General features: G+C 65.7%; 13 protein-coding genes. 8 read left to right on the top strand and 5 right to left on the bottom strand.

Translation table 11 applies throughout. The features are described from left to right. Nucleotides 1-28: 28 nt before the first annotated feature. Entirely contained in the window at nucleotides 29-1,201 is a 1,173-nt protein-coding gene (locus VT03_RS00065) for an efflux RND transporter periplasmic adaptor subunit (protein WP_156514180.1), read from the bottom strand. 303 nt (nucleotides 1,202-1,504) lie between these two features. Here VT03_RS00065 and VT03_RS00060 point away from each other — a divergent pair, with 303 nt between their 5' ends. Continuing rightward, nucleotides 1,505-2,173 carry a TetR/AcrR family transcriptional regulator gene (locus VT03_RS00060; protein WP_075091087.1) on the top strand — a complete coding sequence of 223 codons (669 nt, stop codon included), beginning with the start codon at nucleotides 1,505-1,507 and terminating at the stop codon, nucleotides 2,171-2,173. 367 nt (nucleotides 2,174-2,540) lie between these two features. Here VT03_RS00060 and VT03_RS00055 read toward each other — a convergent pair whose 3' ends face one another. Next, on the bottom strand, nucleotides 2,541-4,115 hold the full coding sequence (locus VT03_RS00055; protein WP_075091086.1) for an alkaline phosphatase D family protein: 1,575 nt from the start codon (nucleotides 4,113-4,115) through the stop codon (nucleotides 2,541-2,543). 615 nt (nucleotides 4,116-4,730) lie between these two features. Between VT03_RS00055 and VT03_RS00050 the strand changes: the two genes are divergently transcribed. From VT03_RS00050 to ilvD, 4 genes are all read left to right on the top strand, one after another. Next, nucleotides 4,731-5,744, top strand: a complete 1,014-nt coding sequence (locus VT03_RS00050) for an aspartate-semialdehyde dehydrogenase (RefSeq protein ID WP_075091085.1) — start codon at nucleotides 4,731-4,733, stop codon at nucleotides 5,742-5,744. 158 nt (nucleotides 5,745-5,902) lie between these two features. Further along, on the top strand, nucleotides 5,903-6,193 hold the full coding sequence (gatC, locus tag VT03_RS00045; RefSeq protein WP_231870564.1) for an Asp-tRNA(Asn)/Glu-tRNA(Gln) amidotransferase subunit GatC: 291 nt from the start codon (nucleotides 5,903-5,905) through the stop codon (nucleotides 6,191-6,193). An 84-nt stretch (nucleotides 6,194-6,277) separates the two neighbouring features. Further along, nucleotides 6,278-7,732 (top strand): Asp-tRNA(Asn)/Glu-tRNA(Gln) amidotransferase subunit GatA, encoded by a 1,455-nt coding sequence (gene gatA, locus VT03_RS00040; protein WP_075091083.1) that lies wholly within the window; start codon nucleotides 6,278-6,280, stop codon nucleotides 7,730-7,732. 373 nt (nucleotides 7,733-8,105) lie between these two features. Continuing rightward, nucleotides 8,106-9,779, top strand: coding sequence for a dihydroxy-acid dehydratase (gene ilvD / locus VT03_RS00035; RefSeq protein WP_075091082.1), 1,674 nt, complete (start codon nucleotides 8,106-8,108; stop codon nucleotides 9,777-9,779). Between the two features lie 86 nt (nucleotides 9,780-9,865). Here ilvD and VT03_RS00030 read toward each other — a convergent pair whose 3' ends face one another. Together VT03_RS00030 and VT03_RS00025 are read right to left on the bottom strand one after the other, a co-directional pair. Then, the gene (locus VT03_RS00030; protein ID WP_156514179.1) at nucleotides 9,866-10,498 is read right to left on the bottom strand and encodes a hypothetical protein; all 633 of its coding nucleotides are present in this window, start codon (nucleotides 10,496-10,498) and stop codon (nucleotides 9,866-9,868) included. A 123-nt stretch (nucleotides 10,499-10,621) separates the two neighbouring features. Further along, nucleotides 10,622-11,494: a CDP-alcohol phosphatidyltransferase family protein gene (locus tag VT03_RS00025; protein WP_075091080.1), complete on the bottom strand. Its 873-nt coding sequence runs from the start codon at nucleotides 11,492-11,494 to the stop codon at nucleotides 10,622-10,624. A 646-nt stretch (nucleotides 11,495-12,140) separates the two neighbouring features. Between VT03_RS00025 and VT03_RS00020 the strand changes: the two genes are divergently transcribed. Genes VT03_RS00020 through VT03_RS00010 form a run of 3 tightly spaced genes read left to right on the top strand, consistent with a single transcriptional unit; the run spans nucleotide 12,141 to nucleotide 14,106 of the window. Then, a complete protein-coding gene (locus VT03_RS00020) occupies nucleotides 12,141-12,347 on the top strand; it encodes a carbon storage regulator (protein WP_197489147.1) in 207 nt (68 codons plus the stop codon). 51 nt (nucleotides 12,348-12,398) lie between these two features. Then, the gene (locus VT03_RS00015) at nucleotides 12,399-13,166 is read left to right on the top strand and encodes an isoprenyl transferase (protein WP_075091078.1); all 768 of its coding nucleotides are present in this window, start codon (nucleotides 12,399-12,401) and stop codon (nucleotides 13,164-13,166) included. A gap of 31 nt (nucleotides 13,167-13,197) precedes the next feature. Then, entirely contained in the window at nucleotides 13,198-14,106 is a 909-nt protein-coding gene (locus VT03_RS00010; protein ID WP_075091077.1) for a phosphatidate cytidylyltransferase, read from the top strand. A 133-nt stretch (nucleotides 14,107-14,239) separates the two neighbouring features. On the opposite strand, the gene VT03_RS34015 is transcribed toward VT03_RS00010, so the two are convergent. Next, nucleotides 14,240-15,268, bottom strand: coding sequence for a helix-turn-helix domain-containing protein (locus VT03_RS34015; protein ID WP_075091076.1), 1,029 nt, complete (start codon nucleotides 15,266-15,268; stop codon nucleotides 14,240-14,242).

Raw genomic sequence — 15,268 nt, 5'->3', positions numbered from 1 at the left:
GACCGCACCGCGAATGACGACGGCGATGCTACGGGGCTCGCGGAACGGCCGGCGGAGCTCCCTCGCCCGCGCGCACCGTCTGGATCGCGGGCGGCGACTCGGCGCCCGGCTTCTTCGTGTCGGCAGGAGACGGCTGCTGCGAGGCGGTCTCGGCGGCCGAGGCGGGCGGAGTCATCGGCTCCGGCTTGACCTTCATGTTGGGGCGGACCCGCTGGAGTCCGGTAACGACGACCCGGTCGTCCTTGGCGAGGCCCGACGTGATGACGCACTTGCGGTCCGTCACCCAGCCGACCTGCACCTTCTGGTAGCTGATCTGGCTCCCCTCTTTCCCTTCCTTCACGACATAGACGAACCGCTGCCCCTGGTCCGTCCCCAGCGCTTCCTCGGGGATGAGCAGCGCCCGTTCCTGCGGGCCGACCGGGACGCGGAGGCGGACGAACATCCCGGGGGAGAGGAGCCCCTGTGTGTTGTCGATGGCAACGCGGGCCCGGAGGGTCCCGGTCCCCATGTCGATCTGGTTGTCGACCCAGTTGATGTGGCCGGTCATCGTGTAGTCCAACTCGCCAGCGAGCTGGACCTGGATCGGCTGGCCGCGGTCCGGGGCTTCCTTGAGGCGGCCGGTTTCGACGAGGCGACGCATCGCCAGAACGCTCCGCTCGTCGTAGTCGAAGTAGGCGTAGATCGGGTCGAGCGAGACGACGACCGCCAGCGGCGTGACGTCCTGCTGGACGATGTTCCCCGGGTCGACGAGCCGCCGGCCGATGCGGCCCTTGATCGGCGAGACGACCCGCGTGAAGTCGACGTTGAGCTTGGCGTGGTCCCGCATCGCCTCCGAGGCCTTGTGGGCGGCGACGGCGGCCTGTGTCTCGAAGGTGAGCCGCTCGACTTCCTGTTCGGTCGTGGCAGCGTTGGCGGCCAGACGCTTGAAGCGTTCCAGCTGTGACTGGACCCGCCGCACGTCCGCTTCCCGCTGGAGGACCGTCGCCTCCGCCTGGGCCAGTTCCGCCTTGTAGGTGGTATCTTCGATTTCGAAGAGGACCTGTCCCGCCTGGACCTCGGCGCCGTCGACGAAGTTGACCTTCTTGAGGTAGCCGCTGACTCGAGAGCGAAGTTCGACTGTGTCGGGCGAGAGGGTCCGTCCGCCGAATTCCTCAAAGGGGATGACGTCCGATTCCGACGGCGTCACGTACTTGACCACCATGGTCGACGGCGGGGCGGCCGGGGGAGGGGCCTTCTGACATCCGCTCCCCGCGAGGATCAGAGCCCCCCCGCACAGAAGAAACCACAATTGCCGCAAGATGCAGAACCTCGACGGAGAACGATCGACACCGGTCCGAGCGCAATGACACCCTTGAACGGGCCACCGAAAATATGGCACACTGCTTTGATGACTGACCGGTCAGTCAAAAATGATTCTATCGGGGAACGGTTGCCTTTCAATCATCATCCGATTTTGATTCGAGTTTGAATGTTCGGTAAAGACCGGGCGAGCAGGGAGCGGTGATTGTCTGCCACGACTGACAAGGCGAATGAGAGGACGACGGGGCGGTCCGAGCGGAAGCAGGATCGTCGACGGGCGATCCTGGAGACGGCGGCGCGGCTCTTTGCGGAGCGGGGCTACAGCGAGTGCGATATGGAGCGGGTCTCGGACGCGCTCGGGATCGCCAAGGGGACGCTCTACCTCTATTTCCCCGGCAAGCAGGAGCTGTTCCTGGCGTGCGTCGACTGGGGAATGGCGGAGATGGAGCGAATCGTCCTGGAGGCGGCCCAGTCCGATCCCTGTCCGTTGCGGGGGATCGCGCGCTCGATCCGGGCCTACCTCGAGTTCTTCGATCAGAACCCGCATTGTGTCGAGCTGTTGATCCAGGAGCGGGCCATGTTCCGCGACCGGAAGCGGGGGGCGTATTTTGAGCATCGCGACGAGATGCGGATCCACTTCCGGCAGATCTACTCGGCTCTGATGGAGCGGGGGACGTTCCGCAGCGACATGCCGGTGGAGCGGCTGCTGGATACGATCGGGGCGCTGTTATACGGAACGATGATCTTTACGAACTCGATCGGGCGCACGATTTCGCTGGATGAGCAGTACGTGTCGCTGATGAATACGGCGTTTGGCGGGCTGGTGACGCCGGAGGGGCGTGAGGCGCTGGCGGTGGTCGCACCACTGTCGTGACGCGTCCCATCACCGGGTCCAGGGGCACCCTGGTGGGGAGTGCAGAGGGGCCTGTGTTGTTTTCTTGGCCCTTTGCCCGCCGGAGGCTTGGCCGTCGAGAGATGTCTGAAGGAGTGAGTGTTCAAGCGCGCACAACGCGCCGCATGCTCCCTCACCAACCCGCGGGAACTCCAAAGCGAGCGGTGAGTTCTTAACGCCGCTCCCACAAAACGGAAGCCCGTCGCTTACTACGGTTCCTCATGGAAGTGCCTCCGGCGGCAAGGGGGCGAGGCCCCCTTGACCCCAGCTGCCGTAGCACGTTGGGTTTGAGCTATGGGAGTCGTGCCGGCAAGGACGCGACTCGATCTCGCTCCGTCACCAACGACGCTCAGACTTCATTCAACCCCGGACGTCCCGCTTCCACAACAAAGCTCTTGCGGGTCACAAGCGGCGCGCCCGGCTTCTCCACATAGGGAACCGTCCGGTAGTGCGAAGTAAAACTCTCGGGAGTGACTTCGCAGGAGACGTAGCCCCGCTCGTTGTTGTAGAACTTGACGAAGGGGTTCTCGCGCAGGACCGCCGCCGTGGTCTTGGTCGTCTCGGCTCCGTCGCCGCCGGAGCTGATCGACGTCCCGACGAACTCCGTCGCCACGACGGGGGACGTCTCGTCGCCGCAGTCGACCTGGAGGTTGTTCGCCCAGTTGTTGTGGATGTCGCCGGTGATGACGATCGGGTTGAGACCCGGGTGCTCGGCGAAGAACTTGAGGATCCGCTGGCGGTTCACTTCATAGCCCGGCCACTGGTCCATGCTGTAGCCGACCGGCTCGTCGGGAACGCGGTCGACGCGGGCCATCATGACCTGCTGGGTCAGGACATTCCACGTTCCTTTCGTCGCCTTGAGCGTGTCGTAGAGCCACTTCTCCTGCGTATTGCCGAGGAGAGTTCCCTTCGGATCGTAGGTCCCTTCGCAGGGGGCCTTGTTGCCGTCGCCGCAGGGCTGATCGGTGCGGTACTGCCGGGTGTCGAGGACCTGGAACTCCGCCAGCCGTCCGAAAGGGACGTTGCGATACAGCTTGAGATCCGGGCCCTTCGGGAGGTGGGCTGAGCGGAGGGGCATGTGCTCGTAGTAGGCCTTGTAGGCGTTGGCCCGGCGGCCGAGGTACCACTCCGGCGTCTCGTCCTTCTTCTCCGAGATCTCCCCGGCGCAGTTGTTGGCGAATTCGTGGTCGTCCCAGGTCACCAGCCACGGACAGAGGGCGTGCGCCGCCTGGAGGTATTCGTCGGTCTTGTACTGAGCGTGCCGGTTGCGGTAGTGCGACAGCTCCTCAAGCCGGGGGCCGACATGGACCCGCATCCGCTTGGGATTGCCCGCCGCCTCATAGATGTAGTCGCCGAGGTGGGCGATGAGGTCGAGGTCCTCGTGCCGCATGTGGTCGTAGGCGGTGTAGTAGCCCCCTTCGAAGCTCTGGCAGGAGGCGAAGGCAAATCGCAGCTTCTGGGGGATCTCTTCCGGCCGCGGCGCGGTCCGGGTCCGGCCGACGGGGCTGATCTCGTTCATCGCGGCGAAGCGGTAGAAGTACCACCGGTTCGGATCCAGCCCGTTCACCTCGACATGGACCGAGTGAGCCAGGTCCGGCGTGGCGACCGCCGTCCCCTTGGCGACGACCTTGGAGAACTTGTCGTCATCCGCCACTTCCCAGCGGACTTCGATGTTCTCCTGCGGCATCCCGCCCCCTTCGAGGGGCTTGGGGGCAAGCCGCGTCCAGAGCACGATCCCCGTGGGGGCCGGGTCACCGGAGGCGACACCGAGGGCGAACGGGTAATCGGGGCTTGTCGACTGACGCAGGGCGAAGGCCGATTCCGGGCGGCCCAGCAGCGGCCAGGCGACGAGCGCGGCTCCTCCGGCCGCCAGAAACCCACGTCGCGTCCACACCCGTCCGGGGACATCCATACGAATCGGCATTTCGAACCCTCACGCGTCGAAGACTCATCAATCCGCGGGCATGCAATGTCCCGGGAGGCGTCGGATTCAACAAGGAGGCTGTGAACTTTTGATAAAGGTGACTGCGAGGCAACAAAGTGGTGACGGAGTCTCAGGAGAGTAGTGGTCTCCTCCATCCCATCGGGTCCAGGGGTACCCTGGTGGGGGATGCAAGGGGGCAACGCCCCCTTGCCCGCCGGAGGCCTGGCCGTCGAGAGATGTCTGAAGGAGATCGTGTCCAGGCGCGACCGACGTACCGTATGCCCCCTCACCGACCCGCGGGGATCGCAACGCGAGCGTGGAGTCCTCAACGCCGGTTCGACAAAGAGGACGTCCGTCGTTTACCACGGTTCCTCATAGAAATGCCTCCGGCGGCAAGGGGGTGAGACCCCCTTGACCCCAGCGGCCGTCGCACGTTGGGTTTGAGCAAGCAAAGTCCGGCCGGCAAGAACGCGGTTCGAGCAGCGGGACACACGCGCCCCCGTCCCTGGTGTGGCGACTCCCTTTTCGCACCGATATACTGCCGAACTTCTCGACGCACGGACATGTCCACCAACGGACTTCCGTCAACGTCACCCCATTTTCGGAGCCTCCGCAGTGTTCAAGTGCGTAGCCCTGGTTGGTGCCACCGGCGCCGTCGGGCGGATCATGCGTCAAATGCTCGAAGAGCGGAACTTCCCCGCCCAGAGCTACCGACTCCTCGCCTCGGCCCGCAGCGCCGGGGGAACGATCACGTTCCAGGGCAAAGAACACAAAATCGAGGAACTCACGAAGCAGGCCTTCCAAGGCTGCGACCTCGTCATCGCCTCCACCCCCGATGACGTCGCCGCGGACTACCTCCCCGCCGCCATCGACGCCGGCTGCACCGTCATCGACGAGTCCGGCTACTGGCGGATGAAGGACGGGGTCGCCCTCGTCATTCCGGAAGTGAACCCTCAGGACGCCCTCAACGCCAAGGGGATCATCGCCAGCCCGAACTGCTCCACCACGCAGATGGTGGTCGCCCTCAAGCCGCTCCACGACGCCGCCAAGGTCAAGCGGGTCGTCGTCTGCACCTACCAGGCCACGAGCGGCGTCGGCGTCCAGGGGACCAAGGAGCTGATCGAGGGAAGCCACGCCCACCTCGCCGGCGAAAAGTACGAGTACACCGCCTTCAAGCACCCGATCGCCTTCAACTGCATCCCGCAGATCGGCAGCGAAAAGGAAGAGGGGTACACCAGCGAAGAAATGAAGATGGTGTACGAGACCCGCAAGATCCTCGGCGACGAGAGCATTCAAGTCTGCCCGACCGCGGTCCGCGTGCCGGTCTCCAACTGCCACAGCGAAGTCATCAACGTCGAGCTCGGCCGTCCGGTCTCGGTCGAAGAGGCCCGCAAGCTCTTCGCCGCGTTCCCCGGGATCACGGTCATCGACGATCTGGCCCACTTCCAGTATCCCCTGCCGTCGACCGCCGACGGTTCGGACGAAGTGTTCGTCGGCCGGATCCGCCGCGATCTGTCGCATCCGAACTGCCTCACGTTCTGGTGCGTGAGCGACAACCTCCGCAAGGGGGCCGCCACCAATGCAGTCCAGATCGCGGAACTGCTCGCCAAGCACCGGTTCGGAAAGTAGTCCTCTCGCTCCGCGAGAGGAGATCGCGGGACGGCGGTCCCAATGGCACCGCCGCTCCGCCTCCCTGCTTCGCGCTCCTTGATTCCATTGGGATCGCGGACGCGGGTTTCCTTTGACGCCCCGACTGGAGGCTCATCTCGCGGAGCGAGATGGCTACTATGCTCACCCCCTCCGACGTCCACAAAGTCGCTCTCCTTTCCCGGCTTAAGCTCACCGAGGCCGAGGTCGGGCGGTTCACGCAGCAGCTCGGCGATGTGCTGAAGTACGTCGAGCAGCTCGACGAGGTGAATGTCGACGGCGTCGAGCCGATGGTTCACGCCGTCGAGGTCCGGAACGTGTTGCGGAAGGACGAGGTCGCCCCGTCGCTCCCCCGCGAACAGGCCCTTTCGAACGCTCCGAAGACAGACGGAAAATACTTCCTCGTCCCGCCGATCCTGGGAGCCGACTAGCCGGGGCCGTCTAGATCTCCGTTCCTCCCGCCGCTCCCCCGCGAAGGCGTTCTTCGCCGTTCCCTTCCATTGAGTGCCTGACGCATGTCCCTGACGACGCTCCCTACCAGTGACCTCCATGCGAAGCTGACGCGGGGTGAAGTCTCGGCGGTCGACGTGACCCAGGCGTACCTCGACAGCATCGCCGCCCGGGACGCGGCGGTCGGAGCGTTTCTCCATGTCGACTCGGAGGGGGCCCTCGCCCAGGCCCGCGCGATAGACGAGCGCCGCGCTAAAGGGACCGTCGGCAAGCTGGCCGGTCTACCGGTCGCGCTCAAGGACAATCTTTGCACCGTCGGCGCGCCATGCACCTGCGCCAGCCGGATGCTCGAGAAGTTCGTCCCTCCGTATGACGCGCACGTCATCGAGCGGCTGCGGGCCGAGGACGCGGTCCTCATTGGCCGCGTCAACCTCGACGAGTTCGCGATGGGGTCCTCCTGCGAGAACTCCGCGTTCAAGAAGACCGCCAACCCCTGGAACCTGACCCACTCGCCCGGTGGCTCCAGCGGCGGCTCGGGAGCGGCGGTCGGCGGCGGAATGGCTCCGCTGGCGCTGGGCTCCGACACCGGCGGTTCAATCCGGCTACCGGCGGCGTTCTGCGGTGTGGTGGGGATGAAGCCGACCTACGGTCGCGTCTCGCGGTACGGGCTGGTCGCCTTCGCCAGCTCCCTCGACCAGATCGGCCCCCTGGCCACCGATGTCCGCGGGGCGGCGTTGACCCTGCAGACCATCGCCGGTCACGACCATCGCGACTCGACCTCGGTCGACCGCACGGTTCCGGACTATCTCGCCAACCTCGACACACCGCTGAAGGGACTCCGGATCGGGATCGTGCCGGAATACTTCGGCGCTGGGCTCGACCCCGAGGTCGCCGAGGCGGTCCGGAAGGCGATCGACGTCTACCGCGGACTGGGAGCCGAGGTCCGGGAAGTCCATCTGCCGCACACCAAGTACTGCGTCGCGGTGTACTACATCGTCTCCTCGTCCGAAGCATCGAGCAATCTGGCCCGCTACGACGGCGTCCACTACGGACACCGCGGCGAGAAGCCGGTAAACCTCGTCGATCTCTACGAATCCTCCCGCGGCGAAGGCTTCGGCGACGAAGTGAAGCGGCGGATCATGCTCGGGACCTACGCCCTCTCGAGCGGGTACTACGACGCCTATTACAACAAGGCCCTCAAGGTCCGCCGGCTGATCAGCGACGATTTTTCCAAAGCCTTCGCGGACGTCGACGTGATCCTCTCGCCCGTCAGCCCGACCCCGGCGTTCCGGCTCGGTGAGCTCTCGGACGATCCGTTGGCGATGTACCTGATGGACATCTACACCATCAGCGCTAACCTCGCCGGAATCCCCGGGATCTCGATCCCCTGCGGAAAGAGCTCCGCCGGCCTGCCGATCGGACTCCAGCTCCTGGCTCCGGTCTTCGAAGAAGAACGCCTGCTCCGGGCGGCCCGGATGTACGAAGCGACCCAGCCCTCGTTCGGCGTCGCTCCGGCGTGACGCCGGACGAACTCCTTCACCCCGCAACGCTGGCTTTGGAATCCCCGCGGGATGGTGAGAGGGCATCCGGCACGTTGTCCGCGCTTGGACACGGACCCCTTCAGACGTCTCTCGACGGCCAGGCCTCCGGCGGGCAAGGGGGCGTGGCCCCCTTGCATCCCCCCACCAGGGTGCCCCTGGACCCGGTGAGACGGCGATGCTGGGCCGTTCTTCTCTACCTTCCGTCTTCAGCCTTAAGCCTTCCGCCTCCCCCCTCCTCGCGAACCCGATGGACCCTCCCCGCGTCCTCGTTATCATGGCCCATTCCCCCGTTTCCTATCGCCAGCGGTGACGGACTCCATCCCTCGCGCGGCCCCATCCATCCGACACTGACATGCTCAACAAGTACTCGTCGCACATCACGCAACCGAAATCCCAAGGGGCGTCACAGGCCATGCTGTACGCCACCGGCCTGTCGACCGACGACATGCAGAAGGCCCAGGTCGGGATCGCCAGCGTGTGGTACGAGGGGAACCCCTGCAACATGCACCTCCTCGACCTGGCGGCCAAAGCCCGTGAAGGGGTCGTGGCGGCGGGACTCGTCGGAATGCGGTTCAACACGATCGGCGTCAGCGACGGGATCTCGATGGGAACGGACGGAATGTCCTATTCCCTCCAGTCGCGAGAGATCATCGCCGACTCGATCGAGACCGTCATGGGAGCCCAGTGGTACGACGGCCTGATCTCGATCCCGGGCTGCGACAAGAACATGCCCGGCTGCCTGATGGCGATGGGCCGCCTCAACCGCCCGGCCCTCATGATCTACGGCGGCACGATCAAGCCGGGCTGCTCGCTGAAGGGCGAAAAACTCGACATCGTCTCGGCCTTCCAGTCCTACGGCCAGTACCTCGCCGGCAAGATCGACGAAGCGGAGCGGCGGAACATCGTCGAGAAGTCCTGTCCCGGCGCCGGAGCCTGCGGCGGGATGTACACGGCCAACACGATGGCGAGCGCCATCGAGGCGATGGGGATGACGCTGCCGTTCTCGTCATCGATCCCGGCCGAAGACCCGGCCAAGCTTCAGGAATGCCTCGACGCCGGCAAGGCGATCCGCGTCCTGCTCGAAAAGGACATCAAGCCGCGGGACATCATGACCCGCCAGGCGTTCGAGAACGCGATGGTCCTCATCATGACGGTCGGCGGGTCGACGAACGCCGTCCTGCACCTGATCGCCATGGCCCGCGCGGTCGGTGTCGACCTGACGATTGACGACTTCCAGAAAGTCAGCGACCGCGTCCCCTACATCGCCGATCTCAAGCCGAGCGGCAAGTGGGTCCAGGAAGACCTGCACAACGTCGGCGGGACCCCCGCCGTCCTCAAGTATCTTCTCCAGAAGGGGTACATTGACGGCGATTGCCTCACGGTCACCGGTAAGACGCTCGGTGAAAACCTCTCGTCGGCTCCGGGGCTGCACGAGGGACAGACCGTCGTTCGTCCGCTCGAAGATCCGATCAAGGCGACCGGCCACATCCGGATCATGAAGGGGAACTTCTGTCCGGACGGTGCCGTGGCCAAGATCACCGGCAAGGAGGGGCTCCAGTTCAACGGGCCGGCCCTGTGCTATGACAGCGAAGAAGACATGCTCCGTGGTCTCGAGAAGGGAGAGATCAAGGGGGGCGAGGTGATCATCATCCGCTACGAAGGCCCGAAGGGAGGCCCGGGGATGCCCGAAATGCTCACCCCGACAAGTGCCCTGATGGGTGTCGGACTCGGCGACAAGGTGGCCCTCATCACCGACGGCCGGTTCTCCGGCGGCTCGCACGGCTTCATCATCGGCCACGTCACACCGGAAGCTCAAGAAGGGGGACCGATCGCCCTCGTGAAGAACGGCGACCGGATCATGATCGACGCCGAGAAGAACCGGATCGACCTGGACCTCCCGGCGGGCGAGATTGAAAAGCGCCGCGCGGCCTGGAAGGCTCCCGCCTACAAGTTCACCCGCGGGACGCTCTACAAGTACATCAAGAACGTGAAGAGCGCCAGCGAAGGCTGCGTGACGGACGAGTAGTCTGTTCAGCCTCAGGATTCACGGGCGGTCGGCGAAACGCTGACCGCCCGTTTTTTGTTGGCACGGCGTCGAAGCTGCCGGGCGAACTACGTCTCGTCGCACCATTCGCCCGCGCTCCGCGGCGCGATGGCGGCGATGTCGAGGATCCGCAGGAGACTGCCGACGGTCCCCCAACAGAAGAGCAGGCCGGCCATCGTCCGGAGCGTCGCCGAGTCGATCTGCGTGGACTCGATCGTCTTGCCGGACAGGACCGCCATCGAGACCGCCAGCCAGATCTGGCTTCCGAGTCCGACAGCCGAGAGAACCAGGAACAGCAGGCGGGCGATCCGTCGGCGCTGAAACAGCCCCGAGAGGACGTAGATCTCGACGCCGAGCCGCGTCCCGGCAGCCAGCAGGACCACAGCGGCGGTGCCGATCGCCTCGCGGCCGAGGCTGAGACCGACGACGATCAGGAACAGATCTTCGAGGAGATGGATCCCGCTCAGAACGACCGCCAGCAGGATCGTCGACGGCATCTCCCGCATCCGCGCGGCGGCAGCAGCCGTTGTCCGGGACGATGTGACCGTTCGCTGCTTCGTCACTTCGGGACGCGGCTCGCCCTCCGGACGAACTGCCTCCTTGCTCTCAACAATGGCGGGCTGGTCCACGAGAACTGGCCCCGCCGCTGGGAGGGCGGTTGTCGCGGCCACGGAGGCCGGCGCGGCGCCGGGGATGGTCACGGCCCCTCCGCAGTCACGGCAGCGGAACTCCCTGCCCGCGAACTCGTCCGGAACTTCGTAGTTTTTGGAGCAGTGGCCGCACGTCACAAGAATCGACAAACAAAACTCCTCGCAGCGGACCGATCAGGCGACGTTCGTCGATTCGGGAGAGTGTCCCGTGGGTGTGGGAGCCGGGGCGGCCCGGCGCGGAACGAGCTCGAACCAGAGCGCCTTGGCGGGCGAGGCGAGCGCGAACCAGCAGAAGACGATCGGCAGCGCCAGCTCATGGACCCAGAAGAGCGCCGCGACCCCGAAGACCACCTGGAGCAGCGTTCGCCGCGGCTTGCGTCCGCGGAAGAGCTGTGTGAAGAAGTGGGGATAGCGGACCCGGGAGACCATGAGAGCCGCGACCGCCAGCGTCACGAGCGGGACGACGAGCCGAACGGCCGGGATGACGGTGCCGTTGATCGCCGCCGCCCATTCGCCGGACTTGGAGGCGATCTTGCCGAGCTCGGGCATCGCCAGGGGGAACGCGGCGACCGTTCCCGCTGCCGCGGGGGAGGGGAGGCCGCTGAATTCTTCGTGGGTGTCGTCGTCGTCGGTCTCGACGTTGAACCGCGCCAGCCGCATGATCGCGCACAGGGCGTAGAGGCAGGCGATTGTCCAGACCATCCGCTTGGGATAGAAGAATGGACCTTCGTAACCGTCGAGGGCATGCTCGACGAACTGGAGCATGATGAAGGCGGGGGCGACGCCGAAGGTCACGGCGTCGCAGAGGCTGTCGAGCTGGGCTCCGATCTCGCTCGTCTGTCCGGTGAGCCGCGCGGCGCTCCCGTCGAGCATGTCGAAGATCATCCCGCCGAAGATGAGCAGCGAGGCGTAGAAGAGCAGGTTCTGCTGGCCGTCGACGAGTCCCGGCCCGAGCTTGGCGGCGAGCGTGATCGCGCCGAAGCCGCACGCCGCGTTACCGAGTGTGAGCAGGGTCGGAACGACGGCGATCAGGCGGGGACGTTTCATGTTCAGGGCAGGGGATGCATGGGCTGACCCCACGGTACAACGTTTGGGGAGAACTTTCCATGCGATCTCCATCAAAGCGGAACACGATGTCCTCGGTCTACCGAGATCCAGTGGCTCGCCCCTGGTGGGGGATGCAAGGGGGCAACGCCCACTTGCCCGCCGGAGGCCTGGCCGTCGAGAACTGTCTGAAGGAGTGGGTGTCCAACCGCGGACGACGTGTCGTACTCCCGCTTACCAACCCGTGGGGATTGCAAAGCGAGCGGTGGTCCTCAACGCCGGCGCCACGAAGGGGGGCATCCGTTGTTTACCACGGTTCCTCACAGGAGTGCCTCCGGCGGCAAGGGGTGCCCCCTTGACCCCGGCTGCCGTGGCATGTTGGGCTTGAGCTATCACGTCGTGCCGGCAACGACGTCGTTCGAGCAACACACCCGACGCATTCCCACAGAACATCGTCGCCGTCCGTTGAGAACACCTCGCGGACCGATCACAATGCGGGCTTCCCATCGCAGACGGGACAGCGGAGCCCCGGCGAAATGTCGCCGGGAAGAGCGCAAGGACGCGCCGCGGACGCAGCATGCCGGAGTTCTTCGGCTGTTGCCCCTCAGGTCCCCGCGCACTCCTCTCTTCAGCGCTCAAAGAGGTCAACATGTGGATCGTGGAACGCGGCATCGACGAGGCGGTCATTCTCGATGACGTCATCGTTCGCGTCGTCTCGGTGTCGTCCGAGGAGATCCGTCTCGCGATCGCTTCACCCGACGCAACCCCGCGGTATCGCGAAGTGGTCCTCAACCGGCCCCGCCAGCATTCCGATTCCGAACTGCCGATCGTCGCCCCCGGCGCCGTTCCCGAGTAACCTGAGCGAAAACTCTCCCCAACGACCGCGTGGTGTCAGGCTTGGAGTTCTGTGTCCGCTTCGATCCCCTACACGCCCGAGGAACTGACCCAGCGGGGACTGCAGTCGGAACGTCTCCCGCGGCACGTCGCCATCATCATGGACGGCAACGGCCGCTGGGCGCAGCAGCGGGGACTCCCCCGGATCGAGGGACACCGACGGGGTGTCGAGAGTGTGCGGCGCGTCGTTGAGGAGTGCGGCCGGCTCTCCCTGGACCAGCTCACGCTCTACTGCTTCAGCAGCGAGAACTGGAAGCGTCCGCCGCTCGAGCTCGACCTGCTGATGAACCTGCTGCGGTGGTACGTCGTTGCCGAGCGGAACGAGATCATGCGGCAGGACATCCGCTTCACCACGATCGGCCGCCGCGACCGGCTGAGCCCGGCGATCCGGAGCGAGGTCGACCAGACCATCGAGATGAGTCGCGACAACCAGGGCCTCACGCTCTGCCTGGCCCTGGATTACGGCGCCCGGATGGAAATGGTCGAGGCGGTGCGGGACATCGCCTCCAAGGCGGCGCGGGGAGAACTCTCACCGTCGGAGATCGAGGAGGCGACGATCTCCGATCATCTCTATACGGCGGGTATGCCCGATCCGGACCTTGTGATCCGGACGGCGGGGGAGATGCGGATCAGCAACTTCCTCCTGTGGCAGATCAGTTATTCCGAGTTGTGGGTCACGAGCGATCCGTGGCCGGATTTCCGCGAAGCGCAGCTGTATGCGGCCCTTCGGGAATACGGCCAGCGCCAACGCCGGTTCGGCGGGCTGAACGAGTCGAAGTGAGACCGAGTCGAACCGAGGAAGACCAAAATCCATGTTGGCGTGGCGCATCGGCATCTCGCTGGTTCTGGTCCCTCTCCTGCTGGCGCTGTTCTACCTCGACTCGCAGATCGGAAGCTCAGCCCCCGTCCTGGCAGTGCTGTGCATCTTCCTCGCCACCCGCAGCGTCTGGGAGCTGCACAAGCTCTTCCAGGTCCGCGGACTGCGGCCGCGGAAGTCATTCCTTCTGACCGGGACGGTGCTGCTGATCCTCGCCGCCTGGTGGCCCCATTGGTCGGGGGGCTCAACCGATCAGGCGATGGCGGAGTTCGGCCCGCTGGGGCTGACGTACAGCCTCCTCGTCTGTGCCGAGCTCTTTCGCCAGGCGATGAAATTCCGTGAGCCAGGAGGGACGACGGAGAACCTTGGCGCGGACCTGTTCATCTTCAGCTATGCGGGAATGCTGCTGGGGGCGACGGCGCAGCTCCGCTGGGTGGCGGGTGAGCAGGCGGGGTATCTCGTGCTCGGCTCGCTCCTGATCGCCGTGAAGGGGGGAGACATCGGCGGCTATACGATCGGAAGGATCTTCGGCCGGAGAAAGCTGGCCCCCGTCCTCAGTCCCGGCAAGACATGGGCCGGCGGGATCGGGGCCTGCGCCACGGCGACGATCGCGACCTGGGCCTGGCTCACCTGGGTCCCCCCGCTGTTCAACAGCGGCTTCGGCCCGGTCCCCGCGGTCCTCAGTCTGACCTACGGGTTGGTGATGGGGGTCGTGGGCCTTGTCGGCGATCTGTGCGAGTCGCTCATCAAGCGGGATGTCGGAAAGAAGGATGCCGGCTCGCTCTTCCCGGGCTTCGGCGGAATCCTCGACCTGCTCGACAGCATCGTCTACGCAGGCCCGGTCGCGTACCTCTTCTGGAAGTTCACGCCGCTTGCGGCGACGTTCACCGCGGCCTCCTCCTGACTCGGGACAGAAGAGTTAAACACCAAGACACCAAGATCGCACCAAGGACACAAAGAAGGGGCGATCGGGGGATCAGACCTTGGTGCTCTTCGTGCCTCCTTGGTGTCTTGGTGTTTAACCCAGAGGCACGCAGCTAACGCCGCAGCGCCTCGCGGATCCGCGTTACCCGGGCCGCGGTGTCGGCGTCCGATTTCAGCAGCTCGCGGATCTTTTCGCAGGCGTGAATCACCGTGGCGTGGTTGCGGCCGCCGAAATACGCCCCGATCGCCTTGTACTCCGCTCCCCCGCCCAGCAGTTCCCTGGCCAGGAACATGGCGATCTGCCGCGGAAGAACGACTCCTTGCGACCGCCCCGCGGACCGCAGGTCGCTCACCCGGGCCGCGAACTCCCGGGCCACGAGCCGGGTGATCTCGGCAATCGTGACCGGCCCGTCGTGCGACCGCGCCAGCACCTCCCGGACGAGAGCCTCGTCGATCGAGATCCGTCGCCGCTGGGCGATCTGCCGCAGGTCGACAATGTCGTGCAGGAGTTCCCCTGGCAGAACGCCCGCCGGCTGGGCGAGCATCTCGACGAGGGGTTGTGGAAGGGGGATCTGGTTGGCGTCGGCGAAGTGCGCGACGAGCCGCTTGCGGCTCGCGAGTCCCGGTGGCGGAAGCTCGGCCAGCACGCCGCCGTGACATCGACTGACGATCCGGGACGAGAGCCCGCCAATCTCCCCCGGCGAATCGCGCGACGTCAGGAGCGTCGGCCGGTGATGGAGATGCCGCTCGTCGAGCAGCGCCACGATCTGCTGCTGCGTCTCGCGGCGGGTGGCCAGGTGGTGCAGGTCCTCAATGACGAGGAGGTCCGTCTCGGTCCGCAGGCGATGCTGGAGGGCGCGGATCCGCCCCTGCGTCGAGGCGCTGTGGAGCTGCCGTGTCAGCTCGTCGATGGAGACGATCTGTGTCTTCCAGTCGGGCCGCCGCTCGAGCGCCTCGGCCACCAGGTGCCGGCAGAGGTGCGACTTCCCGCTCCCCAGCCCCCCGAAGACCGTCACGAGCGCGAGCGGATCGGCCGAGGGGACCTCGAGGAGGCGCGCCCCGGCCGTCAGCGCGAACTGGTGTTCCCGGAGTGGGAGGTAGGAGTGCTGGTCCCGCTTCGCCTGAGAGTCTCGTGACGCCAT

This window comes from Planctomyces sp. SH-PL14, from assembly GCF_001610835.1.
Classification (GTDB): Bacteria; Planctomycetota; Planctomycetia; order Planctomycetales; family Planctomycetaceae; genus Planctomyces_A.
This window is presented reverse-complemented; position numbering and strand designations above follow the sequence as displayed.

Bases quoted from the DNA above. Each gene is read 5' to 3' on its own strand.
- gatA (WP_075091083.1), top strand. From the start codon at position 6,278: ATGTCCCTGACGACGCTCCCTACCAGTGACCTCCATGCGAAGCTGACG.
- VT03_RS00020 (WP_197489147.1), top strand. From the start codon at position 12,141: ATGTGGATCGTGGAACGCGGCATCGACGAGGCGGTCATTCTCGATGAC.
- VT03_RS00065 (WP_156514180.1), bottom strand. From the start codon at position 1,201: ATGGTGGTCAAGTACGTGACGCCGTCGGAATCGGACGTCATCCCCTTT.
- ilvD (WP_075091082.1), top strand. From the start codon at position 8,106: ATGCTCAACAAGTACTCGTCGCACATCACGCAACCGAAATCCCAAGGG.
- gatC (WP_231870564.1), top strand. From the start codon at position 5,903: ATGCTCACCCCCTCCGACGTCCACAAAGTCGCTCTCCTTTCCCGGCTT.
- VT03_RS34015 (WP_075091076.1), bottom strand. From the start codon at position 15,268: ATGGCGTCACGAGACTCTCAGGCGAAGCGGGACCAGCACTCCTACCTC.
- VT03_RS00025 (WP_075091080.1), bottom strand. From the start codon at position 11,494: ATGAAACGTCCCCGCCTGATCGCCGTCGTTCCGACCCTGCTCACACTC.
- VT03_RS00055 (WP_075091086.1), bottom strand. From the start codon at position 4,115: ATGCCGATTCGTATGGATGTCCCCGGACGGGTGTGGACGCGACGTGGG.
- VT03_RS00010 (WP_075091077.1), top strand. From the start codon at position 13,198: ATGTTGGCGTGGCGCATCGGCATCTCGCTGGTTCTGGTCCCTCTCCTG.